Annotated in this window: 20 protein-coding genes and 4 tRNA genes; 8 read left to right on the plus strand and 16 right to left on the minus strand. The window is 67.8% G+C overall.

Annotated elements, in window-relative coordinates; translation table 11 throughout:
- Window positions 1-231 precede the first annotated feature (231 nt).
- Together ACLFRB_RS09580 and gltX are read right to left on the minus strand one after the other, a co-directional pair.
- Window positions 232-307, minus strand: a tRNA-Ala gene (locus ACLFRB_RS09580).
- A gap of 48 nt (window positions 308-355) precedes the next feature.
- A complete protein-coding gene (gene gltX, locus ACLFRB_RS09585) occupies window positions 356-1,771 on the minus strand; it encodes a glutamate--tRNA ligase (RefSeq protein ID WP_411068795.1) in 1,416 nt (471 codons plus the stop codon).
- Between the two features lie 185 nt (window positions 1,772-1,956).
- Here gltX and ACLFRB_RS09590 point away from each other — a divergent pair, with 185 nt between their 5' ends.
- The 5 genes from ACLFRB_RS09590 to ACLFRB_RS09610 all read left to right on the plus strand — a co-directional run bounded on the left by ACLFRB_RS09590 (window position 1,957) and on the right by ACLFRB_RS09610 (window position 7,991).
- A complete protein-coding gene (locus ACLFRB_RS09590) occupies window positions 1,957-3,630 on the plus strand; it encodes a LysM peptidoglycan-binding domain-containing protein (RefSeq protein WP_411068796.1) in 1,674 nt (557 codons plus the stop codon).
- A gap of 135 nt (window positions 3,631-3,765) precedes the next feature.
- The gene (locus tag ACLFRB_RS09595) at window positions 3,766-5,268 is read left to right on the plus strand and encodes a peptide-binding protein (RefSeq protein WP_411068797.1); all 1,503 of its coding nucleotides are present in this window, start codon (window positions 3,766-3,768) and stop codon (window positions 5,266-5,268) included.
- Between the two features lie 25 nt (window positions 5,269-5,293).
- Complete coding sequence (locus ACLFRB_RS09600) at window positions 5,294-6,280, plus strand: ABC transporter permease (protein WP_411068798.1); 987 nt, start codon at window positions 5,294-5,296, stop codon at window positions 6,278-6,280.
- Entirely contained in the window at window positions 6,277-7,116 is an 840-nt protein-coding gene (locus tag ACLFRB_RS09605; protein WP_411068799.1) for an ABC transporter permease, read from the plus strand. Before ACLFRB_RS09600 ends, ACLFRB_RS09605 begins: the two co-directional genes overlap by 4 nt.
- Before the next feature lie 98 nt (window positions 7,117-7,214).
- Window positions 7,215-7,991, plus strand: coding sequence for an enoyl-ACP reductase (locus ACLFRB_RS09610; protein ID WP_411068800.1), 777 nt, complete (start codon window positions 7,215-7,217; stop codon window positions 7,989-7,991).
- A 101-nt stretch (window positions 7,992-8,092) separates the two neighbouring features.
- Here ACLFRB_RS09610 and ACLFRB_RS09615 read toward each other — a convergent pair whose 3' ends face one another.
- The 13 genes from ACLFRB_RS09615 to ACLFRB_RS09675 form a co-directional block, all read right to left on the minus strand.
- Complete coding sequence (locus ACLFRB_RS09615; RefSeq protein ID WP_411068801.1) at window positions 8,093-8,863, minus strand: class I SAM-dependent methyltransferase; 771 nt, start codon at window positions 8,861-8,863, stop codon at window positions 8,093-8,095.
- A gap of 308 nt (window positions 8,864-9,171) precedes the next feature.
- Entirely contained in the window at window positions 9,172-10,773 is a 1,602-nt protein-coding gene (locus ACLFRB_RS09620; RefSeq protein WP_411068802.1) for a SurA N-terminal domain-containing protein, read from the minus strand.
- A gap of 154 nt (window positions 10,774-10,927) precedes the next feature.
- Window positions 10,928-11,005, minus strand: a tRNA-Asp gene (locus ACLFRB_RS09625).
- 29 nt (window positions 11,006-11,034) lie between these two features.
- A tRNA-Val gene (locus ACLFRB_RS09630) sits at window positions 11,035-11,110 on the minus strand.
- 11 nt (window positions 11,111-11,121) lie between these two features.
- Window positions 11,122-11,394 carry an HU family DNA-binding protein gene (locus tag ACLFRB_RS09635; RefSeq protein ID WP_054966998.1) on the minus strand — a complete coding sequence of 91 codons (273 nt, stop codon included), beginning with the start codon at window positions 11,392-11,394 and terminating at the stop codon, window positions 11,122-11,124.
- Between the two features lie 254 nt (window positions 11,395-11,648).
- Complete coding sequence (gene lon, locus ACLFRB_RS09640) at window positions 11,649-14,069, minus strand: endopeptidase La (RefSeq protein ID WP_411068803.1); 2,421 nt, start codon at window positions 14,067-14,069, stop codon at window positions 11,649-11,651.
- 87 nt (window positions 14,070-14,156) lie between these two features.
- The gene (gene clpX, locus ACLFRB_RS09645; protein ID WP_411068804.1) at window positions 14,157-15,449 is read right to left on the minus strand and encodes an ATP-dependent Clp protease ATP-binding subunit ClpX; all 1,293 of its coding nucleotides are present in this window, start codon (window positions 15,447-15,449) and stop codon (window positions 14,157-14,159) included.
- Window positions 15,450-15,472: 23 nt separating this feature from the next.
- Window positions 15,473-16,072: an ATP-dependent Clp endopeptidase proteolytic subunit ClpP gene (clpP, locus tag ACLFRB_RS09650; RefSeq protein ID WP_411068813.1), complete on the minus strand. Its 600-nt coding sequence runs from the start codon at window positions 16,070-16,072 to the stop codon at window positions 15,473-15,475.
- 149 nt (window positions 16,073-16,221) lie between these two features.
- Window positions 16,222-17,562 carry a trigger factor gene (gene tig, locus ACLFRB_RS09655; protein ID WP_411068805.1) on the minus strand — a complete coding sequence of 447 codons (1,341 nt, stop codon included), beginning with the start codon at window positions 17,560-17,562 and terminating at the stop codon, window positions 16,222-16,224.
- Window positions 17,563-17,738: 176 nt separating this feature from the next.
- Window positions 17,739-17,823: transfer RNA gene (locus ACLFRB_RS09660), tRNA-Leu, on the minus strand.
- A gap of 83 nt (window positions 17,824-17,906) precedes the next feature.
- Window positions 17,907-18,161: a hypothetical protein gene (locus ACLFRB_RS09665; RefSeq protein ID WP_411068806.1), complete on the minus strand. Its 255-nt coding sequence runs from the start codon at window positions 18,159-18,161 to the stop codon at window positions 17,907-17,909.
- Between the two features lie 112 nt (window positions 18,162-18,273).
- Entirely contained in the window at window positions 18,274-19,212 is a 939-nt protein-coding gene (locus tag ACLFRB_RS09670; RefSeq protein ID WP_411068807.1) for a bile acid:sodium symporter family protein, read from the minus strand.
- A complete protein-coding gene (locus ACLFRB_RS09675) occupies window positions 19,209-20,090 on the minus strand; it encodes a PfkB family carbohydrate kinase (RefSeq protein WP_411068808.1) in 882 nt (293 codons plus the stop codon). Before ACLFRB_RS09675 ends, ACLFRB_RS09670 begins: the two co-directional genes overlap by 4 nt.
- A gap of 136 nt (window positions 20,091-20,226) precedes the next feature.
- Between ACLFRB_RS09675 and ACLFRB_RS09680 the strand changes: the two genes are divergently transcribed.
- On the plus strand, window positions 20,227-22,359 hold the full coding sequence (locus ACLFRB_RS09680) for a CHASE2 domain-containing protein (protein ID WP_411068809.1): 2,133 nt from the start codon (window positions 20,227-20,229) through the stop codon (window positions 22,357-22,359).
- Window positions 22,360-22,411: 52 nt separating this feature from the next.
- Here ACLFRB_RS09680 and ACLFRB_RS09685 read toward each other — a convergent pair whose 3' ends face one another.
- Window positions 22,412-23,032, minus strand: coding sequence for a hypothetical protein (locus ACLFRB_RS09685; protein ID WP_411068810.1), 621 nt, complete (start codon window positions 23,030-23,032; stop codon window positions 22,412-22,414).
- A 99-nt stretch (window positions 23,033-23,131) separates the two neighbouring features.
- Here ACLFRB_RS09685 and ACLFRB_RS09690 point away from each other — a divergent pair, with 99 nt between their 5' ends.
- Together ACLFRB_RS09690 and ACLFRB_RS09695 are read left to right on the plus strand one after the other, a co-directional pair.
- Window positions 23,132-23,293: a hypothetical protein gene (locus ACLFRB_RS09690; protein WP_411068811.1), complete on the plus strand. Its 162-nt coding sequence runs from the start codon at window positions 23,132-23,134 to the stop codon at window positions 23,291-23,293.
- 95 nt (window positions 23,294-23,388) lie between these two features.
- A partial coding sequence (locus ACLFRB_RS09695; RefSeq protein WP_411068812.1) for a class I SAM-dependent methyltransferase occupies window positions 23,389-24,045 on the plus strand: 657 nt, incomplete at its 3' end.

Below are 24,045 nucleotides of genomic sequence, written 5' to 3' on the forward strand. Positions count from 1 at the left end.
CCCGGTCCCTTTACTTTCCCGCCCTCGATGTCCTGTTCCAACATACAAGCGGCTATCAGCCGCGACCCGCCCGAGGAGGGCATTTTCGTCGCGGCCGGTGGCCGCTCCCACAAGGCCCCTTTTACCGCCCAGAGAATCCTTGGGGAGGAAAACAACAGGGCGCACTTGGGGATGAAGGGCTTTACCGGGACGAAAAAAGCCCCGCCGGCCGGCGGGGCTTTTTACGGGATTTGGTGGAGCCGGTCGGGATCGAACCGACGACCTCGTGAATGCCATTCACGCGCTCTCCCAACTGAGCTACGGCCCCGAAATGAAGTGCAGGATTCTAGGCGTCGGCCGAGGGCCTGTCAAGGAGCTATTCGGCCTGCCCGGCGCGCTCCCGGATGTAGGCCAGCGCCCGATCCAGACGCTCAATGGTAGTGGACTGCCCCAGCAGTTTCAAGGTCACGTCGATGGGCGGCGAGACCGCCCCGCCCGACACCGCCACCCGGATGGGCTGGGCCACCTTGCCGAATTTCATGTCGCGGGCGTCCACCACCTCCTGGATGACGCCGTGGACGGACTCGCCGCTCCACTCCGCAAGCGCCGCCAGGCCGTCGCGCACCGCCCGCAGGGGCTCCTCCACCGCCGGCTTGAGGTTCTTCTTGGCCGCCTTCTCGTCGAGCTCCTCGAAGTCCCGGAAGAAGAACAGCCCCGTTTCCGCCATCTCCGCCAGGGTCTTGGAGCGTTCCTGAAGGCTCTCGATGATGGGGACGAGGTCGCCCACCACCTCGGGGTCCGCGTCCCGCTTGCGCAGCTGCTCCTTGAAGGGCTCCACCAGCTCCGCGGGGTCGCGCTCGCGGATGTAGTGACCGTTGAGCCACAGGAGCTTGTCCTGGTTGAACACCGAGGCGGTCTTGCCCACGGCGTCCACGGAGAACAGCCGCAGCAGATCGTCGCGGGCGAAGATCTCCTCGTCGCCGTGGGACCAGCCCAGCCGTGCCAGGCCGTTGACCAGGGCCTCCGGCAGGAAGCCGTCCTCCTTGTACTGCAGCACGCTCACCGCCCCGTGGCGCTTGGAGAGGCGCTTCTTGTCCTCGCCGAGGATCATGGGCACGTGGGCGTAGCGCGGCGGCTCCACGCCCAGGGCCGCCATGATCTGCATCTGGCGGGGGGTGTTGTTGAGGTGGTCGTCGCCGCGAATGACGTCGGTGATGCCCATGTCCCAATCGTCCACCACCACGGTCAGGTTGTAGGTGGGGCTGCCGTCGGAGCGGGCGAGGATCAGGTCGTCAAGCTCGGCGTTGTCGAAGGGCACGGTGCCGTGGATGCGGTCCTCCACCACGGTCTTGCCGCTGTCGGGGGCCAAGAAGCGCACCACCGGGTCTACCCCCTCCCGCGGCTCCGTGCGGTGGCGGCAGCGGCCGTCGTACATGGGCTTTTTGCCCTGTGCGCGCTGGTCCTCGCGCATGGCGTCCAGCTCTTCCTTGGTGCAGTAGCAGTGGTAGGCCTGCCCGGCCTCCAGGAGCTGGTGGATGACCTCCCGGTAGCGCTCGGTGCGCTGGCTCTGGAAGTACGGCCCCTCGTCCCAGTCGAGCCCGAGCCAGGCCAGGCCGTCGAGGATGGCCTGCACCGCCTCGGGCGTGGAGCGCTCGGCGTCGGTATCCTCGATGCGGAGGACGAAGGCCCCCTGGTTCTGCCGGGCATGCAGCCAGGAGAACAGGGCGGTGCGGGCACCGCCGATGTGGAGGTAGCCGGTGGGGCTGGGTGCGAAGCGGGTACGTACTGTCATTGAACGCTCGTCGTGGTCGGACACCGTGTCCAAAGATGTTATTGTGGCGGCTCTGCGCGACGTCCCCCGAAAAGGGGCCCGAATATTATCATCGTTGCGACCGCCACAGAACGGCGGTTGGGGACGAACGGGGCGAAGCCGCCGGAAACGGCGGCGCACCCGAACGCACAGGAGAGCCAACCTCGATGCGCACCTTGGCCTATCTCGGCATATCCCTGTTTCTCACGGGATGTGCCCAGCTGCATGACCCCGCTTCCAGCGCCGACTCCGATTCGGACAAGGAGGCCCACAAGGCCGACCGGGAAAACCGGGAAAAGGCCGAGTCGGGCCCGGAATCCGCCGCCCTTGTGCCCGCTCTGGTCGGCCCCGTCCCCGAGGCCCCGAAGGGGGCGGCCGAGGCCGGGGACGGCGAGGACGAAGAAGAAGCAGAGGCAGAGGCAGAGGCAGAGGCGGAGGAGCCCGAGGACTTCTGGAGCTACTTCCTGCCGCGCCTGGAGCTGGACGCCCCCGACGACGACAACCAGGTGCAGGCCTTCATCCGTTTCTACCGCACCCATGACACCTACCTGGACCGCGTCTTCGATCGGGGCAAGCCCTTCCTGCCGCACATCCTGAAGCGCCTGGAGGAGCGGGACATGCCCCTGGATCTGGCCCTGCTCCCGGTGGTGGAGAGCGCTTTCCAGCCCTTCGCCTACTCTGCGGGCCGAGCCGCGGGGATCTGGCAGTTCACCCCGGGCACCGGGCGCCACTTCGACCTGGAACAGAACTGGTGGTACGACGGCCGGCGCGACGTGGTGGCCTCCACCGACGCCGCCGTGGAATACCTCCACCGCCTCAACGAGCGCTTCGACAGCTGGCTCCTGGCCCTGGCGGCCTACAACGCCGGGCCGGGCACCATCAGCAGCGCCATCCGGCGCAACGAGCGGCTCGGCCGTCCCACGGACTTCTGGAGCCTGCCCTTGCCGCGGGAGACCCGGAGCTACGTGCCCAAGCTGCTCGCCCTCTCCCACGTGCTCCGCAACACCGGGGAATACGGGATCGAGCTCCCCGAGCTGCCCATGGAGCCGGGGTTCCGGGTGGTGAACCTGGAGAAACCGCTCGATCTGGCCAAGGCGGCCGAGCTCAGCGATACGGATATCGAGACGATCTACCGCCTGAACCCGGGGCTCAACCGGTGGTCCACACCTCCGGAAGGCCCGGGCCGCCTGCTCCTGCCCAAGGGCACCAAGGAGGAGTTCGAGGAGGGCCTGGCGAAGCTCGACCCCTCCGAGCGGGTGCAGTGGACGCGGCACGAGGTCGAACAGGGGGAGGCGCTCTCCACCATCGCCTCCCGGTACAATACCACCGTATCCGTCCTCCAGGACGTGAACGACCTGCGCGGCACCAGCATCACCGCTGGCGATCACCTCCTGATCCCCACCTCCTCCGCCTCCGATCGGGAGTACGCACTGAGCAAGTCGCAGCGGCTGGCCTCCATCCGGGGCAGCGGCCCCAGCGACCGATCCAAGACGGTACACCGGGTGCAGCCGGGTGACTCGCTGTGGGCCATCTCCCGGCGTTTTGACGTAGATGTGGACAAACTGGCGAAGTGGAACGGCATGGCGCCCGGCGACACCCTTAGCCCAGGCCAAGAGCTGGCCATCTGGGTGGAGGGGGGCGACGACGGGGGAGACGGCTCCTCCGAGCTCCAGTACCAGGTGCGCCAAGGCGATTCCCTATGGTCCATCGCCCGCAAGTTCAACGTCTCCGTGGATCGGCTCCGGAACTGGAACAACCTGAGCCAGGGCCAGTCCCTGCAGCCCGGAGACGGGCTGACCATCTACGTGAATCCCACCCAGCTGGCCGAGCACCAGGGCTGACCGGCGGTGGCGGGTCGAAGGCGGCGCCTTCTTCCATTCTACTCCGCGGCGGCGGCCCTCGCCCTGATCCCAGGTAGCCCAGGAGAAGGGGCCCACGGGGCGGAGCCGGCTCATGGAGGGGAGCGCGTCGTTGCCATGGGCGCCGAGGCCTCCAACCTGATCCCCTTCATGGCGGGGGATTCCGCCTCCAACACAGTGGGCGGCCTCATCCACGCCAGCCTGCTGCGCTACGACAAGAACCTGGAGCTGGTCCCCGGACTGGCGGAGGAGTGGGAGGTCAGCGACGACGGCCGCACCATCACCTTCCGCTTGCGGGAGGGTGTGCGCTTCCCCGACGGGGAGCCCTTCACCAGCGAGGACGTGGCCTTTACCTGGGAGACGGTCACCGACCCCGACACCCGCACCCCCTATGGGGAACAGTACCGGCGGGTGAGCGAGGTGGATACCCCCGATCCGCACACCTTCATCGCCCGCTATGAGGAGCCCTATTCCCCGGCCCTTTCCACCTGGGCGAACCTCACCATCCTGCCGGAGCACCTCCTGCGAGGCGAGGACATCAACGAAACGGATTTCGCCCGGGACCCGGTGGGACTGGGCCCCTACGCGCTGGAGCGGTGGCGGAGCGGCCAGTCGCTGCACCTCACCGCCAATCCCGACCATTACCGCGGGGAGCCGTACATCTCGCAGGTAGCGTTCCGCGTCATTCCCGACACCACCACCCAGTTCCTGGAGCTGGAGGCGGGGAACATCGACCAGATGAGCCCCTCTCCCACCCTGTTCGAGCGCACCTTCCCGCAGCGGGAGGACCTGCGCGAGCGCATTGCCACTTACCGCTACATGGGCAGCAAGTACACCTACCTGGGCTTCAACCTCCGGCGCGAGCCCTTCACCGACATCCGCGTGCGGCGGGCCATCGCCCACGCCATCGACCGCGAAGAGCTCATCAAGGGGGTTACCCTGGGCCTGGCGGAACGGATCGCCGCGCCCTATAAGCCCGGTACGCGCTGGTACCCCGAGGACATCGAGCCCTACAGTTATGATCCGGAAAAGGCGCGGCGCCTGCTCGCGGAGGCCGGCTGGGAGGACACCGACGGCGACGGCATCCGCGAGAAGGACGGCCGGGAGCTGTCCTTCGAGGTCCTGACCAACAACGACAACAAGGAGCGGCAGATCGCCGCCACGATCATCAAGGATCGCCTCGACGAGGTGGGGATCGAGATTACGGTCCGCCTGGTGGAGTGGGCCACCTTCGTCAGCCAGCACATCGACACCCACGACTTCGATGCGGTGATCCTGGGCTGGAGCCTCTCCCCCGACCCGGACCAGTACAGCATCTGGCACTCCAGCCAGCAGGAGCCGGGCCAGTTCAACTTCGTGGGCCTGGAGGACCCGGAGGTGGACCGGCTGCTGGAGGCCGGGATGCGCGAGTTCGACCCGGAGGAACGGGCGGAGATCTACCACGAATTCGCCCACGAGCTCCTGGAGGCCGCTCCCATGGTCTACCTGTACGCGCCCTACTCCCTCGCCGCCATCGACCGCCGCATCCGGGGCATCGAGCCGGCCCCCGCCGGGATCGAGCACAACGTGGAGGAGTGGTACATCCCCGGGGAGCTCCAACGCCACACGATCCAGCAGTAACCGCAGCCATGGACGGGCCGATGCCATGCTGATCTATCTCGCCAAACGCCTGCTGTGGATGATCCCAGTGCTGCTGGGCATCACCATCATCTCCTTCGGGGTGATGCACCTGGCGCCCGGCGACGTCACCACCTTGGAGACCAGCCTCAACCCGGAGAGCGGGCAGGAGGCCCGCGAGCAGCTGCGCGAGGCCTACAACCTGGACGAGCCCCTGCACGTGCAGTACGGGCTGTGGCTCAAGCGGGTGGTGGCGCTGGACTTCGGCGAGTCCTTCGGCTCCGACAACCGGCCGGTGCTGGAGAAGATCGGCGACCGGCTGCCGGTGACCCTGGCCATCAACATCGCCTCCCTGCTGCTGATCCTGGCCGTGGCCCTGCCCGTGGGGGTGATCTCCGCGGTGCGCCAGAACAGCCTGCTGGACCGCAGCCTTACGGTGATCGTCTTCCTGGCCTTCGCCATCCCCGGGTTCTGGCTGGCGCTGCTCCTCATGGTGCTGTTCGGCGTGCAGCTGGGCTGGCTGCCGGTCTCCGGGATCCAGGGCTACGAGTACGAGCAGCTGGACCTCTGGGGCAAGCTGGCCGACCGCGCCCGCCACCTGGTTCTGCCGGTGGTGGTCTCCGCCTTTGCGGGCATCGCCGCCTTCTCCCGCTACGTGCGCTCCAACATGCTGGAGGTGATCCGCCAGGACTACGTGCTCACCGCGCGGGCCAAGGGCCTGCCGGAGGGCGCGGTGATCTACCGCCACGCCCTGCGCAACGCCCTGCTGCCGGTGATTACCCTGCTGGGCCTGTCGGTGCCGGGCCTGATCGGCGGCTCCGTGATCTTCGAGACCATCTTTGGCATCCCCGGGATGGGGCAGCTCTTCTACAACGCCGTGCTCATGCGTGACTATCCGGTGGTCATGGGGATCCTGGTGATCGGCGCCATCCTCACCCTGCTCGGCAACCTGTTGGCGGACCTGGCCTACGCGTGGGCGGACCCGCGGGTCCGCCGGGGGCTGGCGTCGTCATGAGCCCCGCCGTCCGCCGCCTCCTGCGCAATCCGCTGGCCGTGGCCGGCGGGGTGATCGTGGGCCTCATGGCCGTGGCCGCGGTCTTCGCGCCCTGGCTGGCGCCCCACGACCCCTACGCCATCAACGTGGACCGCATCCTGGAGGGTCCCTCGGCCGAGCACTGGATGGGCACGGACCGCCTCGGTCGCGACGTGCTCAGCCGGGTCCTGTACGGCGCACGGATCTCTCTGTCCGTGGGCTTCGTGGCCATTGGCATCGCCACCGTGATCGGTGTGCTGCTCGGCAGCCTGGCGGGCTACTACGGGCGCTGGGCGGACAGCCTGATCATGCGCTTGGTGGACGTCATGCTGGCCGTGCCCACCTTCTTCCTGGTGCTGGCGGTGATCGCCTTCCTGGAGCCCAACGTCTTCAACGTCATGGTGGTCATCGGCCTCACCTCCTGGATGGGGGTGGCGCGGCTGGTGCGCGCGGAGCTGCTCTCCCTGCGCTCCCGGGAGTTCGTCCTCGCCGCCCGCGCGCTGGGGGCCAGCGACGCCCGGCTCATCGGCGTCCACCTCCTGCCCAATGGCATGGCCCCGGTGCTGGTGGCCGCCATCCTGGGGGTGGCGGAGGCCATTCTCATCGAGTCCGCCCTTTCCTTCCTGGGCCTCGGCGTGCAGCCGCCCTTCGCGTCCTGGGGCAACATCCTCACCGAGGGCAAGGACCACATCGAGTTCGCCTGGTGGCTGTCGCTGTTCCCCGGACTCGCCATCTGGGTGACCGTGCTCGGCTTCAACCTGTTCGGGGAGGGCCTGCGCGACGCCTTCGATCCCCGCCAGGCGGGGGAACGGGGCTAAATCCCCGGGGTTTCTTTTCAGCAGGGGCAAGAGCCTATAAACTTGGCGCGTCGCCACCGTCGGCAAGGCATTCCAACCACTCAGGAGCAGCACAGGGCATGGGTTTTCTCAGCGGGAAAAGGGGCATCGTCTTCGGCATCGCCAACAAGAACTCCATCGCCTGGGGCATCGCCCGGGCCATGGCCGATCAGGGTGCCGAGCTGGCCCTTACCTACCAGAACGAGAGCTTCCTGAAGCGGGTGCAGCCGCTGGCGGAGGAGCTCGGCGCGGATCTGGTCCTCCCCTGTGACGTGAACGAGGAATCCCAGATTGAGGGGGTCTTCAACGAGCTGGAAAGCCACTGGGGCGGCCTGGATGTCCTGGTGCACTCCCTGGCCTTCGCGCCCAAGGAGGAGCTGCGCGGCGGCTACCTGGAATCCACCACCCGGGAAGGCTTCCTCACCGCCCACGACATCAGTAGCTGGAGCCTCACCCGGCTCGCCCAGGGGGCCTATCCCCTGATGAAGGACCGCGAGGACGCCTCCATCCTGACCCTGAGCTACCTGGGCGCCGAGCGCTACATCCCCCACTACAACGTCATGGGTGTGGCCAAGGCGAGCCTGGAGGCCAGTGTCCGCTATCTGGCCGCCAGCATGGGCCCCGAAGGGATCCGGGTGAACGCCGTGAGCGCCGGGCCCATCAAGACCCTGGCCGCCAGCGGCATCGGCGACATGCGCCTGATCCTCCAGCACAACGAGGACCGTGCCCCGCTGCGCCGCAACACCACCATCGAGGAAGTGGGCAACACCGCCGCCTTCCTGGCCAGCCCGCTGGCCTCCGGCATTACCGGCGAGGTGCTCCACGTGGACAGCGGCTACCACAGCATCGCCATGTGAGCCCCCGCCCAACGGCGCACGAAAAGGCCCCCGTCACCGACGGGGGCCTTTTCGTTGCGGGTCCGGCGCCCGCATTCCCATCCCGATCCCGTCCCAAGGGGCTAGGCCTTGGGCTTGTAGGCCACCTGCTGGATGAAGTCCACGTTCTCCCGGTCGTAGGGCTTCTCGAAGTCGCCGTAGCGCTCCACGTTGATGAAGCCGGCGTCCTCGAGGAGGTGGGAGACGTAGTCCTGGCGCAGCGGGTACATGTTGAGCTGGAAGTGGGCGCCGTCGGGGAACTTGTACTCGAAGCGGGCCAGGTAGCGATTCAGCTCCGCCGGATAGGCGTCCACGCCCTTGCCGGTGTAGTAGTGCTGGTGGGAGGAGGTGAAGCCGTGGTCCAGCATGGAGTCGTAGTTGCGGTGGTCGACGATTACCATGCCGCCGGGCCGCACCACCCTGAAGAAGGCCTCCATGGCGTCCCGCCGGGCCTCGTGCTCGAACAGGTGGGTGAAGGAATTGCCCAGGCAGACCAGGGCGTCAAAGCGTTCCGTGCCCAGCTCCTTGTCCAGCTTCACCCAGTCCGCCACCTTGGTGTCGGCGAAGGTCACGCCCATCTGGGCGGCGTTCTCCCGCGTCTTGGCGATCATGTTCTCGGAGCCGTCCGTGGCCGTGACCACCAGCCCGGACTTGGCGAGGTTGATGGCATTGAAGCCGGTGCCGCAGGCAACATCGGCCACCTCCCGCACTCCCGCCCCCTTGAGCAGGCGCTCGTAGAATCCGCCCTCGGAGGCGGCACGGGATTCCCAGCCCACAAGGTCGTCCCAGTAGTCGACGAAGTCGGGAGTGTACTGGCCGTACTGGTTGCCGGTGTTCACGTTGCGAATGGTCATGGCTGCTCCTTCTTGGCTGTCGATGGCGGCTGGCGGCCCGCCTCACAGCCCATACTCTATGCGGAAGGGGCAGAGGCATACAGATTCAGAAATTGGGAAATATAGCAGTACAGTTTCGAAGGTAGGCAAACTGTACGCCGCGGCGGGACCGGGACTGTACCGCCTTGTCGCCGGCAGGAAGGGGGGGAGTCGGCCCGACCACTGCCGCCCACCGGGGGCTCCCATGCGAAAAAGCCCGGAGAACGGTTTCCTCCGTTCCCCGGGCGAAACCCCGCCTTCAAGGGCCGAACATGGTCTTGCCAGGGGGATCACTCGTCGCCGGAGCCGCCCTCCTTCAAAATGCGGACCCCGTGCCGCTGGCGCAGTTGATCCATAACCGCCTCCATGCGGGCCTCGCCCCGATCCAGGCGCACCCCGGACCGGAGCTCACGGAGCTGTTCCTCCTCCAGGTCATCGCGGTCAGGCTGGATGACCTCTTCCACCTGGTAAACGGCGAAATCGGATTCGCCCACACGGGCCACCCCGGCCGCGCCGGATTCCGCGCCGAAAGCCGACCCGGCCAGGTCCCCGGGGAGCTGACCCCCCGCCTCGGAGCGGGTAACCAGCTCGGACTCCTCCACCTCGGCGTCCAGGTCCTCCAGCAGGTCCGCCAGGGACTCTCCCTGGTCCACTGACTCACGGATCTCTTCCGCCCGTTCTCGGGCCAGCTCCCGGGCGCGCTCCTGGCGCAGGTCCTGGCGCACCTCCTCGCGCACCTCCTCCAGTGGCCGGGCCGAGGGCGGTTGGCGCTCCAGGACGTGCAGGCCCACGATACGATTCCCCTCGAGCTCCAGGTCCTCCGAGTTCTCCCCCACCGCCACGTCGAAGGCGGCCTCGCGGAAGTCGGGATCCTCGGGGACCTCGTCCGGCAAATCCCCTTCTCGCGGTATCCAGGGGGAGGTGCGCATTTCGAGGCCAAACTCCTCCGCGGCGGCGGTAAGGTCTTCCCGGGTGTAAAGGAGGTCCTGGAAGGTGGGCAGACGGTCGTAGATCTCCTGCTCCGCTTGCTCACGGCGCCAGTCCTCCGCCACCTGATCCCGCACTTCCTCGAAGGGGGCCGCCTCCTCGGCTTGGTCATCGGTGTAGCGGTCGGCGTTGTCCTCGTAATAAGAGCGCAGCTCGTCAGCGTCCGGCTCCCCCATCTGCTCCGCCATGGTCTTGGGGGTCAGGACCACGTACTCCACCTTTGCCCGGGCAGGCCGGCGGTAGCGCTCCTGGTGCTCCTCGTAGTACGCCTCCACCTCCGCGTCTTCCAGGGTCACCTTGTCGAGGAATTGCTCGGGGGCGAGCCGCCCGTAGCGGATCCGGCGCTCCTCGTTACGGCTCCGGTAGGCGTCCCAGACCTCCTCCTCGGCCACCAGGGTCCCCTCCACGAAGAACCCCTGGTAGGCCTGTACCGCCAGGTCCTGCCGCACCCGGCTCTCGTACTGGCTGGGCCCGAGGCCCATGCGGCCGAGGACGCTCTCGTATTGGGTGGTGCTGAACTCGCCCCCCTGCTGGAAGGCCGGCTGTCCCTGGATGGCCAGCCGCACCGCCTCATCGCTGGCGGTCAGACCCAGGCGGTGGGCCTCCAGCTGCAGGAGCCGTTCCCGGATCATGTCCTGAAGAACCTCACGGCGGAGCTCCTCCGGATCCATCTGCCCCGGGGAGAATTGGTCCCCCATTACCTCGCGCAGGCGATTCCGCTCGCTCCGCACCCGGTTCTCCAGTTCTTGCTGGGCGATCTCCTGGTCACCCACGGTGGCCACCGTTACCGAGGAGGATCCGGAGAAGTAATCCCCCACTCCCCAGAAGACGAAGCTCAGAACGATCAGGCCAAACAGAACCTTGACGATCCATCCCTGGGCCTGGCGGCGCATGAAGTCCAACATTTACGGGGTCCTTGCTCCGATCGTGATGGTTTAGGGGTCCACGCCCGGCCCGCGCCGGGAGGAAGGGCACCAAGGTAAAGGCCCGCGGGAAGGAACTGAACCCCTTGTGGCCAGCCATAAAAAAAGCGAACCCGTAGGTTCGCTTTTGGAATAATGGCGGGGCGGACGAGACTCGAACTCGCGACCTCTGGCGTGACAGGCCAGCGCTCTAACCAAACTGAGCTACCGCCCCGCAAACGGAAAACGTATTATAACGAGTCTTGGTGGGCGGTACAAGGTTCGAACTTGTGACCTCCGGTGTGTAAGACCGGCGCTCTTCCGACTGAGCTAACCGCCCCCGAAAACCCCTTATTTTACGGAATCCTTGAGATTCTTGCCAGCCTTGAACTTGGGCACCTTGGTCGCCGCGATCTGGATGGGCTTGCCCGTCTGCGGATTGCGGCCCTGGCGCGCCGGACGCTCGGACACGGAGAACGTCCCGAAGCCCACGATGCCCACCTCCTCGCCCTTGGACAGGGAATCGGAGATCCCTTCGAACACCGCATTCACGGCCCGCCCGGCCGCAGCCTTGGACAGGTCCGCGTCTTTCGCCACCTTCTCGATCAGGTCGGTCTTGTTCACAGTACTCCCCTTTCTTCCGGTGAGTGACCCTGATTTCTTATACGGGCCCGTGCGCGACAGTGTCAACCATGAGAAAAACCACGCCAAGGCCCCCTGACAAAAAAATCCACCAAATTTTGGAAATTCGGATGGCTGTCCGGCTACGAGCGCAGGTATCCCGGACACTGGAAATGCAACATACCAGCGTTCATTCCGAGGCTCAACACAAAAAAACCGGGTCGGAGTCCGACCCGGTTTTATAAATTTATAATTTTCTAATGCGCTGTAGGTCTGCCCTGGGCGGATTCCCGATCCTCGCCCTTGGCACTCGGCCCGGTCCCGGGAAGCGGCTCCGGTAGATACTCCAGGGCGATCCGCAGGACCTCGTCGATGGTGTCCACGGCGTGGACCTGCAGGGGGTCCTTGATATTGGCGGGGATCTCCGTAAGGTCCTTCTCGTTCTCGCGGGGGATAATCACCTCCTTGAGGCCACTGCGCCGGGCCGCCAGGAGCTTCTCCTTGAGGCCGCCGATGGGCAGGACCCGCCCACGCAGGGTCAGCTCGCCGGTCATGCCCACGTCCGCCCGCACGGGGATCCCCGTGAAGGAGGAGATGATGGCGGTGCACATGCCGATGCCCGCGGAGGGTCCGTCCTTGGGCGTGGCGCCCTCGGGTACGTGCACGTGGACGTCGTGCTTCTGGTAGAAGTCGTCCTCCAGGCCCAGCCAGCGCGACCGGGCCCGGACCACGCTCATGGCCGCCTGGATGGACTCCTGCATGACGTCGCCCAGCTGGCCGGTGATGGTCAGCTTGCCCTTGCCGGGCACCACCGTGGCCTCGATGGTGAGAATGTCGCCCCCCACCTCGGTCCAGGCCAGGCCGGTGGCGGCTCCCACCTGGTTCTCTTCCTCGGCCTGGCCGTAGCGATAGCGCGGCACGCCCAGGTACTTCTCCAGGTTCTTGTGGGTCACCTGCACCTTCTTGCGCTTGGGCTCGGTGAGCAGCTCCTTGGCCGCTTTGCGGCACAGGGTGCCCATCTCCCGCTCCAGGTTGCGGACGCCGGCCTCCCGCGTGTAGCGGCGAATGATGTCGAGGATGGCGTTGCGGGAGACGGTGAGCTCGTCTTCCTTGACCCCGTTCGCCTCCTTCTGCTTGGGGAGCAGGTACTTCTCGGCGATGTGGAGCTTTTCCTCCTCGGTGTAGCCGGGGAGGTGGATGATCTCCATGCGATCCCGCAGGGCCGGCGGGATGTTCATGCTGTTGGCGGTGGTGAGGAACATGACCTGGGACAGGTCCACCTCCGCCTCCAGGTAGTGGTCCTGGAAGTGGCTGTTCTGCTCCGGGTCGAGCACCTCCAGCAGGGCGGAGGCCGGGTCGCCCCGGAAGTCCATGCCCATCTTGTCCACTTCGTCCAGCAGCATGAGGGGGTTTCGGGTGCCGGTCTTGGCCAGGTTCTGGACGATCTTGCCCGGCAGCGCGCCGATGTAGGTGCGCCGATGGCCGCGGATTTCCGCCTCGTCGCGCACGCCGCCCAGGCTCATGCGGATGAACTTGCGGTTGGTGGCGCGGGCGATGGACTTGCCGAGCGAGGTCTTGCCCACGCCCGGGGGACCCACGAGGCACAGGATGGGCCCTTTGAGCTTCTTGGACCGCTGCTGCACGGCCAGGTACTCGAGGATCCGTTCCTTGATCTTCTCCAGCCCGTAGTGGTCCTCGTCGAGCACCTGCTGGGCCTTGGCCAGGTCGCGGGTGAGCCGCGACTTCTTCTTCCAGGGCACGGAGACCAGCCAGTCGATGTAGTTGCGGACCACCGTGGCCTCGGCGGACATGGGGCTCATCATGCGAAGCTTCTTGAGCTCCTTGTCGGCCTTCTCCTTGACCTCCTTGGGCATGCCCGCCTGCTCGACCTTCTCCTCCAGCTCGTCCACCTCGTTGCCGCCCTCCTCGAGCTCGCCGAGCTCCTTCTGGATGGCCTTCATCTGCTCGTTGAGGTAGTACTCGCGCTGGGACTTCTCCATCTGCGACTTCACGCGGCCGCGGATGCGCTTCTCCACCTGGAGAAGGTCGATCTCCGACTCCATCAGGCTGTAGAGGTGCTCCAGGCGCTCGCGGAGGTCCTCCATCTCCAGGACCTCCTGCTTCTCCTCCACCTTCAGGGAGAGGTGGGCGGCGATGGTGTCGGCGAGCCGCGCCGGGTCCTCGATGGAGGACAGGCTGGTGAGCACCTCGGGCGGCGTCTTCTTGGAGAGCTTGACGTACTGCTCAAACTGGTTGATCACCGAGCGCATGAGGGCATCCATCTCCTTGTCCTCATACGCGGTCTCGGCGAGCAGCTCCACCCGCCCCACGTAGTGCTCGTCCTCCGTGCGGAAATCGCTCACCTTGGCACGCTTGCCGCCTTCCACGAGCACCTTCACCGTGCCGTCGGGAAGCTTGAGCAGCTGCAGGATGGTGGAAAGAGTGCCCACCGTGTGGATGCCCTCGGCCTCGGGCTCGTCCACGGAGGCGTCCTTCTGGGCAACCAGAAGGATCTGCTTGTCGTTGGCCATCGCCTCCTCGAGGGCGGCGATGGACTTCTCCCGGCCCACGAACAGCGGGATCACCATGTGGGGGAAGATCACCACGTCCCGCAGCGGCAGGACGGGCACCACGTCCCCGGTTTGGGCGGTAATCGGATTCTGTTCCTGTTCGGCCATAGCGTTATTTACCTTCCCCGGTACTCAACGGCGCCTGTCCCCACGCTTCGGGGCAGGCGCCGCCGGGCACCTCTGGATGCGGGGGCCTCAGCGGCTCGCGTCGCCCCCGGCATAGCGGTTCTCTTCCTCGTCCTCGTAGATCAGCAGCGGCTCGCCGCCCTCCTCCACCACGGAGGCGTCGATGACGCACTTCTTCACGCCCGACATGGAGGGAAGCTCGTACATGATCTCGAGCATGGAGGATTCGAGGATGGAGCGCAGGCCCCGGGCGCCGGTGCCCCGCTCGATGGCCTTGCGGGCCACAGCGCGCAGGGCCTCGTCGCGCAGCTCCAGCTCCACCCCGTCCATCTCGAACAGCCGCTGGTATTGCTTCACCAGGGAGTTCTTGGGCTCGGTGAGGATGGAGATCAGGGCCTCCTCGTCGAGCTCGTCCAGGGTGGCGAGCACGGGCAGCCGGCCGACGAACTCGGGGATCAGGCCGTACTTGATCAGGTCGTCGGGCTCCACCTTGCGCAGCAGCTCGTCACGCTTGCCCTTCTCGTCCTCGCTACGCACCTCGGCGGCGAAGCCGATGCCGCCCTGCTCGCTGCGCTGCCGGATCACCTCCTCCAGGCCGTTGAAGGCCCCGCCGGCGATGAACAGCATGTTGGTGGTGTCCACCTGCAGGGTCTCCTGCTGGGGATGCTTGCGCCCCCCTTGCGGCGGCACCGACGCGGTGGTGCCCTCGATGAGCTTGAGCAGGGCCTGCTGCACCCCTTCGCCCGACACGTCGCGGGTGATGGAGGGGTTTTCCGATTTGCGGGTGACCTTGTCGATCTCGTCGATGTAGATGATCCCCCGCTGCGCCTTCTCCACGTCGTAGTCGCAGTTCTGGAGGATCTTCTGGATGATGTTCTCCACGTCCTCGCCGACGTAGCCCGCCTCGGTCAGCGTGGTGGCGTCGGCGATGGCGAAGGGGACGTTGAGGATCCGCGCCAGGGTCTGGGCCAGCAGGGTCTTGCCGGAGCCCGTGGGGCCCATGAGCAGGATGTTGCTCTTGGAGAGCTCCACCTCGTCGTCGTGCCCCTGGGACTCCAGGCGCTTGTAGTGGTTGTACACCGCCACAGAGAGGACCCGCTTGGCGAAGTCCTGGCCCACCACGTAGTCGTCGAGGGTCTCGTAGATCTCGCGGGGCCGCGGCAGGCCCTCCATGCCCGACAGGGAGGCGGGCTCTTCCTCCTCCTCCGCGGTGATCTCGTTGCAGAGATCCACGCACTCGTCGCAGATGAAGACCGAGGGGCCCGCGATCAGCTTGCGGACCTCGTGCTGGCTCTTCCCGCAGAAGGAGCAGTAGAGGAGCTGCTCCCCGCCGTTGTTGCGGCCTTCGTTGTCGTCGCTCATCGCAAAATACCTTTAAGCCGGTCCTAGGCGGTCCCTCCGGAGGGGCGGTTCTCCAGGACCGAATCAACGAGTCCATAGTCCACCGCTTCGTTCGCGGACATGAAGAAGTCGCGCTCGGTGTCCTCCTGGATCCGTTCGTAGCTTTGGCCCGTGTGCTCCTGCATGATCCTGTTCAGGGTCTCCCGGGTCTTGAGGATCTCGCGGGCGTGGATGTCCACGTCCGTGGCCTGGCCCTGGAAGCCCCCGAGCGGCTGATGGATCATGGCCCGGGAGTGGGGCAGCATGTGGCGCTTGCCCTCGGCCCCGGCGGTCAGCAGCAGGGCCCCCATGCTGGCGGCCTGGCCCACGCACAGGGTGGAGACGTTGGGCCGCACGAAGCGCATGGTGTCGTAGATGGCCAGTCCGGCCGTCACCGACCCCCCGGGGCTGTTGATGTAGAGGTAGATGTCCTTGTCGGGGTTATCCGCCTCCAGGAACAGCATCTGGGCCACCACCACGTTGGCCATGTGGTCCTCTACCGGACCCACCAGGAAGACGATGCGCTCCTTGAGGAGGCGGGAATAGATGTCATAGGCACGCTCGCCGCGGCCGGTCTGCTCCACGACCATGGGGACGTAGCCCAGGGCCTGCGTATCCCCCGCGCCGTGCCGAGTCGGTTCCCAATCCAATGGCGGTTCCTGATCTTTTCGGTTGTTGAAGGTATCGGGCATCCCCTTAGATGGGGATGGCGCCCCAGGGTTTCAAGGTAGCGCCATCCTCGCCGGGGCCGCCTTCACTCGCTGCCTTCCCCCGACTCCTCCTCCCAGCCCAAGAGGGTGCTGACGGGCACGTTTTCCTCGTTGACCTGGGCGTTATCGACGATCCAATCTACCACCTTGGTCTCGAGCGCTCTACCTTCGACCTCCTGCATCTGCTCCTGGTTCTGGGCCACGTACTGCAGGAACTGATCCCGCTGGGAGCCGTACTGGTCGGCCATGCGCTCCAGCTCCTCGCGGATCTCGTCCTGGCTGGTCTCGATGCCCTCGACGCGGGCGATCTCCGGGATCATCAGGCCGATCTTGACCTGGTTCGTGGCGTTCTCCCGGAACTGCTCGCGCAGCTCGTCGGAATCCAGGTTCAGGGTATCGGGATCCAGGCCCTGCTGGCGGTACTGGTTCTTGTGCGACTCCACCAGGCGGTCCAGCTGGCGCTCCACGAGCTGGTCGGGGACCGGGAAGTCGTTGGCCTCGGCCAGCTTCTCGAAGATCTGGCTGCGCAGCCCTTCGCGGGTGCGCTCGGTCACCTCCTTCTCCAGGCCCTCCCGGATGTCGGAGCGCAGGGTCTCCAGCTTGCCGTCCTCCACGCCGAAGGACTTCATGAAGTCCTCGTCCAGCTCCGGCAGCTTCTTCTCGCGCACCTCCTTGACGGTCACCTCGAACTGCGCCGTCTTGCCCGCCAGCTCCTCGCGCGGATAGTCCTCCGGGAAGGGCACGTCGATGGTGCGAGTCTCGCCGGCGGTGGCGCCCACCAGGCCCTGCTCCATCTCCTTCAGGTGGCGACCCTCCCCCACCTCCATGGTGTAGTCGGTGGCCTCGCCGCCCTCGAAGGGCTCGCCGTCGATGCGGCCGACGAAGTCGATGAGCACCTGGTCGCCCTCGGCGGCGGCGCGCTCCACCTTTTCGTAGTCGGCGCGCATGGCGCGCAGTCGCTCGATGGTGTCGTCGATGTCGGACTCGGACACCTCGGCGGTGCGCTTGTCGAGCTCCATGCCCTTGTAGCCGGTGGGCTCGATCTCCGGGTAGATGTCGAAGGTGGCGGTGTAGGAAAAGTCCTTATCCCGCTCCAGCTCGCCGGGCTCCAGCCGGGGCTGGGCCACGGGGTTCAGGGAATGCTCCTCCAGGGCGTTGGGGTAGGTCTCGGAAACCAGGGCGTTGAGCACCTCGCCGTAGACCTCGTCCCGGTATTTGCTCTCCACCACGGACAGGGGCACCTTGCCGGGCCGGAAGCCCGGAAGCTTGACGTTCTTGGCGAGCTGGCGCAGCCGCTGGTCGAGCTCCCGGTTCACCCGCTCCGCGGGCACGGTCACGGTCACCTGGCGCTGCAGCCCGGAACCCTCGTTCACCGAAACTTCCATGTTCTGCCCCTCGTTGGCTATTTCCTGGTTGCAAATCGGTCCGGGCCCTCCCGGGCCCGCCTGCCCACGCCGATTCGGATCGGGGGCCGGCGCTGGATCGCGGCGACGACAGCGAACGGGCCCAATGCAGGCGGGGGAAGGCAAGCGGGGTAATCGCGGGAGGGATTGGTCGCATTTGGTGCGAAAGGGGGGACTCGAACCCCCACGCCCGAAGGCACTGGATCCTAAATCCAGCGCGTCTACCGATTCCGCCACTTTCGCACGGCGGTCGAGCGGCGAAGGCTACCACATGGCCCCATACCTGCCTAGACCACCGGCCGGCAAGGGCTTTGCGCCGGGCCGGCTCAGGAGATGGGCACGGCCGGGGCCATCCGCACGCATTCGAACAGGGTGACGCCGGCGCTGGGGACGTGGTCGAACCGGTGGCCGTCCACCGGGTGGCCGTCGCTGTCGAACCAGTGGCCCTCGCGGTCGCGGTAGGCCACCATCCGGCAGTAGAAGGCCACGGCGTCGGCGTCGTGCCAACGGTCCCATTCGCTGGTATCGGGGCATTCGCACACAAAACGGCAGCCGCAGTGCGTCCGGATCATGCGCTGCATGGCCTCACCCCCTCCGGCTGCCTGGAGACGCACCCCCTTCATACCGCGGCATTCCGGCGAACGCAATGCCCCCAGGAAAAACCCGGTCATGCCGCGCCGTTAGGGCAGATGCCTACCCCGGTCCCTCCGCGCCGGCCCCGCCCATACCCCTCCGGGACCAATAGGCAGCCAGCACGGAGCCCGACAGGTTGTGCCAGACGCTGAACACCGCCCCCGGCAGGGCGGCCGCCGCCGGCAGGTACTTGGCCGCCAGGGCCACCCCCAGCCCGGAGTTCTGCATCCCCACCTCCACGGCCAGGGTCCGGGCCCGGCGGATATCCAGCCCCAGCAGGCGGGCGATGCCGTAGCCGGCGCCCAGCCCGATCAGGTTGTGCAGCACCACCGCCGCCACCAGGCCCGGGGCCAGCCCCCCCAGGGTGGCCCGGTTCAGAGCCACAACGATGGCGATGATGACCACGACGGCCGCCACGGAGACCAGGGGCAACGCCCGCTTCACAGGCCGCAGCCGCCCGCCGGCCAGGGTGTTGACCGCCACCCCCAGCGCCACGGGCACCAGCACCACCTCGGCGATGGTCACCAGCATGTCGGCCACGGGCACCGGCACCGTCCGGCCCACGTAGGCCCAGGTGAGCGCGGGGGTGAGCAGCACCGCCAGCAGCGTGGAGACGGCGGTGAGGGTGATGGAGAGGGCCACGTCGCCCCGTCCCAGGTAACAGATCACGTTGGAGGCGGTGCCGCCCGGGGCGCTGCCCACCAGCACCATCCCCGCCACCAGGGCCGGGGACAGGCCCAGGGCCGTGCCCACCCCGAAGGCGGCGGCGGGCATGACGGCGAACTGCAGCCCCACGCCGAGCCCCACCTGACCGGGACGGCGCAGGACCTCGGCGAAATCCGCGAGGGTCAGGGTCATGCCCATGCCGAACATAACCACCCCCAGAAGGGGCAGGATGGCCGGGGCAGCGGGGGCGAACAGCCCCGGGGCGGCGTAGGCGGCCAGCGCCCCGAGCAGGGCCCAGAGGGGGAAGAGCCCGGCCCCGCGCCGCAGGATCACCCCCCGGCCCCCGCCAGGCCGTCCAGCCCCTCCTGGCCGCACTTGCGCCCGGCCAGCCGCGCGGCGGCCTCCAGGGCCTCCTCCAGCGGCCGCGCCCGGGCCAGGGCGTCGATGAGTCCCGCGTTGAAGGTGTCGCCGGCCCCCACGGTGTCCACCACCCGCGCGGGCGGGAAGGCCGGCGTGCGGTGCAGGCGGCCGGCGTTGTCCACGGCCACGGCCCCGGCGGATCCCCAGGTGCAGACCTTGACCCCGGGCACCGCCGCCGGATCCAGGCCGCGCAGGAAGGCCTCCGGGTCCGCCCACCCCCGCCCGCGGGCGTAGTCTCCGGAGAACAGCACCACGTCCGGATCGTGCAGGGCGTGCTCCAGCCCCTCGCGGGCCTTTTCCACCTCCAGGGAGATGCGCGCCTGGGGATTGTGCCGCCGCACGTGGCGGATCATGCGCGGGATGTCCCCGGCGTTGGGCCGGGCCTCCAGGTGGACCCAGTCGTAGAGGGCCACGTCCACGGCCTCGAAGTCCGCCGCGTCCAGCTCGGGCAGGTCGCGGTAGTGGACGATAGTACGGCTGCCGGCAGCCCGGCTCAGGGTGATGTAGCTGGTGGGCGATTTGCCCCCGGCGAGCCGGCGCGCGGACCCAGTGTCGATCCCCCGGGCCTCCAGTTCGGCCACGATGCGGCGGCCGTCGGGCTCGTCCGCCCACACCCCCGACCAGGCGCAGCGGTGGCCGAGCTGCGCCAGCACCGCCAGGGTGTTGGCGGCGTTGCCGCCGAGCCGCACCGTCTGACGCTCCGCGCGTACCTCGCTGTCCTCGGCGGGGTAGGCAGCCACCCCATTGACAATGTCCAGGACCGCCCCGCCAACGGCCAGAATCGCCGCCATGGTTTCCTCCCGTGTGGACCACCGTCCCCAGCAGGCCGGAACGTTACGTTACCAGAATCAATGGAGAGGCCCGCTCCCCTACTGGACCGCCTCCGTCTGTGCCTATACTGGCCCGGGCAACCCGATGGGGGACAGCATGGCCCGGGACACGCGGAAGCCGCCCTACCTTTCCATCCTTCTCGGCCTGTCCCTGGTGGCCCTGTCCCTGTGGGCCCAGCAAACGGAGGCCCCGGAGGTCCGCGAGCTGCGCGACCGGCTCGAGCAGGTCGCCTACGACCTGCGCTTCCGCCTGATCCAGCCCTTCGCCCGCCAGGGGGGCGAGCCGGTGGTGATCGTGGCCATCGACGAGCCCTCCGTGGAGGCCGAGGGGAGCTGGCCCTGGCCCCGGGCCAAGCTGGCGGAGCTCGTTGCCCGGCTTTCCAAGGCCGGGGCCTTGGTGGTGGGCCTGGACCTGGCCTTCCCCGAGCCGGGGCCCACCCCGGACCTGGACGGCGACCGCGCGCTGGCAGGCGCCCTTGCGGAGGAGGAGGCGGTCCTGGGCTACCGCCTGGCGCCCTCGGGCCCGCGCCTCGGGGAGCTCGGCCCCGCGCTGCCCGTAACCGAGCGCGAGGATTTCGCCGACACCGCTATCCCCCGCATGGACCATCACCTGGGCAATGTCGCCCCGCTCCAGGAGGCAGCCGCCTCCGGCGGCTTCGTCTCCGTCTTCCCCGACGAGGACGGCGTCCTGCGACGCTATCAACTGCTGTTGGGCCACGGGGACGCCCTCTACCCCTCCCTGGCGCTGGAGATGGCGCGCCTCTACCTCATGGCGGAGGAGGTACGGGTGGCAACGGCCCCCGCCGGGGAGGAACGGAGGGTGGACCACCTGAGCATGGCCGGCCTGCGCATCCCCACGGGCCGCGCGGGGGAAGTCCCCGTCCCCTACCGCGGGCCGCGGGGGCGCTTCCCCTACCTCTCCGCCACGGAGGTTCTCTCCGGTGACGTGCCCCCGGAGCGGGTGGAGGGGCGCATGGTGCTCATCGGCGCGACGCCCCCCGGGCCCGCCGAGCTGCAGGCCACGCCCGTGCAGACGGCCTTCCCCCGCGTGGAGGTGCACGCCAGCGTCCTGCGCGGGCTCCTGGAAGGGGCCTTCCCCCGCAGCCCGAGCTGGGCCGAGGGAGCAAGCCTCACCTTCATGGTCCTGGCGGGTCTACTGCTCGCCCTGGCCCTGCCCTTTCTGCGGTTCTGGTCCCGATGGGCCCTCACCGGGGCCCTGGCCTTGCTGCTCGTGGGCGGAAATCTGCTCCTGTGGGCCCAATGGCAATGGACCGTCCCCGTGGTCCTGCCCCTTGGCTTGGTGATGGCCCTCGGCCTCCTCAATGCGGCTCCCGGACCGGGATTCACGCTGCCCCGCCCCATCCGGCTGGGGAAACGGCACGTCCCAGGTGGGCTTAGCGGGCGGGGACGGAGGCCGGGACGGACCGGAGGCGGGGCCGCCGAACGCCGGGACCTGACGGTACTGTCCGCCCGGTTCCGGGGGCTCACCCACCTTTCGGAGACCCTTCACCCGAAGGAGCTGCAGGAGCTGGTGGACGAGCTTTTCAGCCCCATGGCCCGTGAGATCCTCGCCCACCACGGCACCTTGGATACCGACCTGGGGGAGCGCATCCGGGCCTTCTGGGGCGCACCCCTGGAGGACCCCCACCAGGCCGGAAACGCCGTCCGGACCGCCCTGGCCATGCGGGAGGAGGCTAGGCGGCTGGGGTTCCAGCTCCAGAGGAAGGGGCTGCCGGATCTGGGGATCGGCATCGGCCTCCATTCCGGCCTCATGCTGGTTGGCGACCTTGGCTCAGCGCTTCGCCCCGCCTACAGGGTGCTCGGGGAGGCGGTCGACCTCGGCGAGCGGCTGGAGGGGCTCAGCGGGCTCTACGGGGCGTCCATCGTCGCCAGCGACGTGACCCGGGAAGGGCTGGAGGGGGAAATCCTGTTCCGCCGCCTGGACCGGATCCGGGTCCCGGGGAGGGAGGAGCCGCTGACCATCTTCGAGCCCCTCTGCCCGAAAAAGGAGGCGAGCAGCTTGCTGCTGGCGGAGGTGGAGCGTCTGGAGGAAGCCCTGGCCGCCTTCTGGCGGCGCGAATGGGCGGAGGCCGAGGAGCGCTTCTCGGAGCTTCTCGGGGCCAGCCCCGAGGACCCCCTGTACCATCTCTATCTGGACCGCATCCAGGCCATCGACCCCACGGAGATGCCGGCGGACTGGGACGGCGCCTATCGGACCGCACCCATGTGAGGGTTCCCGCGGCGGATGACGGCTTCGGAACCGCGTACCACTGGCCTGGGCTTCAGCGCGCCCCCACGATCCGGGTCACCTCGCCGTAGAAGCGCACGGCGTCCTCCAGCATGGCGGCGGCGATGCGGGCCACGTGCTCCGGATCGGGGCCCTCTTCCTCCTCGGCGAGCATGTAGGTGTCGGTGGCGCCGATAGCGAGAATGAAGGGGAACACCTCCTGGCTGGGGAAGTCCTTCCAGGCCGAGAGGTATTCGGAGGCCATGCCCAGGAAGTCCTCCAGCTCCTCCTCCGGTAGCACCTCGCCGCGCAGCTCGCCCCACTGCTCCATCACCGCGCGCAGGTGCTCGATTCCGGACTCGCCGCTGTTGAGGGTCTCGTCGAGGGCGATGAGGAGGAGGCCGGCGTCCAGGTTGAGGGCGTTGCCCAGCTCCTCGGGCGGCTCGCCCTGGTAGGCGTACAGCTGCCCCTGGGCCATGGCCTCGAGGCGCTGATCGAGCAGCTCGGCGATGGTCTCGGCCTGGTCGGGGTATAGGGGCTCCACGGGCGCCGCCCCGGGCACGTCCTCCTCGTCGCTCACGCGGGTGCGCACCGGGATCTCCGCCCCGGATTCCGTGCGCTCCCCGTACTGCCCGCGCAGGAGGTCGGCGGCTTTGTGCAGGAACGATGTGTCCATGGGCTCCCTCCCTTGCTAGAGTCGGCGGAATGGCGTCCTTTCCGGACGTCGGCCGCTTACCAGAATGCACCTTTTGCCCGTCCTGCCAAAGGGGCCGTCATGGCCGAACCCCTGTGGATCGCCCTGCTTACCCTGGTGGTCCTAGCCGCCGTTCTGGGGCCGGTGGCGACGCTCCGCTACCTGGCCCTCCTGGAGCGCGACAAGCCGGAGCGGCGCCGGACCCATCGGGACCACCGAGGGGGCGACGACCCATCCGGTTGAAACGCCGGTCCCGGAGCCCCCGGCCCGCGGCTTCACTCCCCACCCGGGGAACGGGTACGGTGAGACGCTTATGCAAGTTTTCACGGAGAAGCCCCATGTCCAACCGTACCTTCGGACTGGATGAACGGATCCATCAATACCTGCTCGACCACTCCCCCAGCGAGCCCGAGATTCTCGCCCGCCTGCGCGCGGAGACCGCGGAGGATCCCAAGCACAACATGCAGATCGCCCCGGAGCAGGGTCACTTCATGGCCCTGCTCGCCCGCCTTACCGGCGCCCGGAGGTACCTGGAGATCGGCGTCTACACCGGCTACAGCGCCCTGGCGGTGGCCCGCGCCCTGCCCGAGGACGGCGAGGTGGTGGCCCTCGACAACAGCCCCGAGTGGACGGACGTGGCGCGCCGCTACTGGGCCGAGGCCGGCGTGGACCACAAGATGCACCTGTACCTGGACGAGGCGGACCGCAGTCTGGACACCCTGGTGGAGACGGAGGGTCGCTCGGGCACTTTCGACTACGCCTTCATCGACGCCGACAAAGAGAACTATCCCGTCTACTGGGAATACTGCCTGGAACTGGTGCGTCCGGGCGGCCTGATCGCCGTGGACAATGTGCTGCGCTACGGCCGCGTGGCCGATCCCGAATGGGACGGCGACCCCACCACCGAGGCCATCCGCCATTTCAACGACAAGGTCACGGCCGATGAACGGGTGGAATTCGCCATGCTACCGGTGGCGGATGGTCTCACTCTGGCC

It is taken from the genome of Thiohalorhabdus sp. (genome assembly GCF_046545655.1).
GTDB lineage: Bacteria > Pseudomonadota > Gammaproteobacteria > Thiohalorhabdales > Thiohalorhabdaceae > Thiohalorhabdus.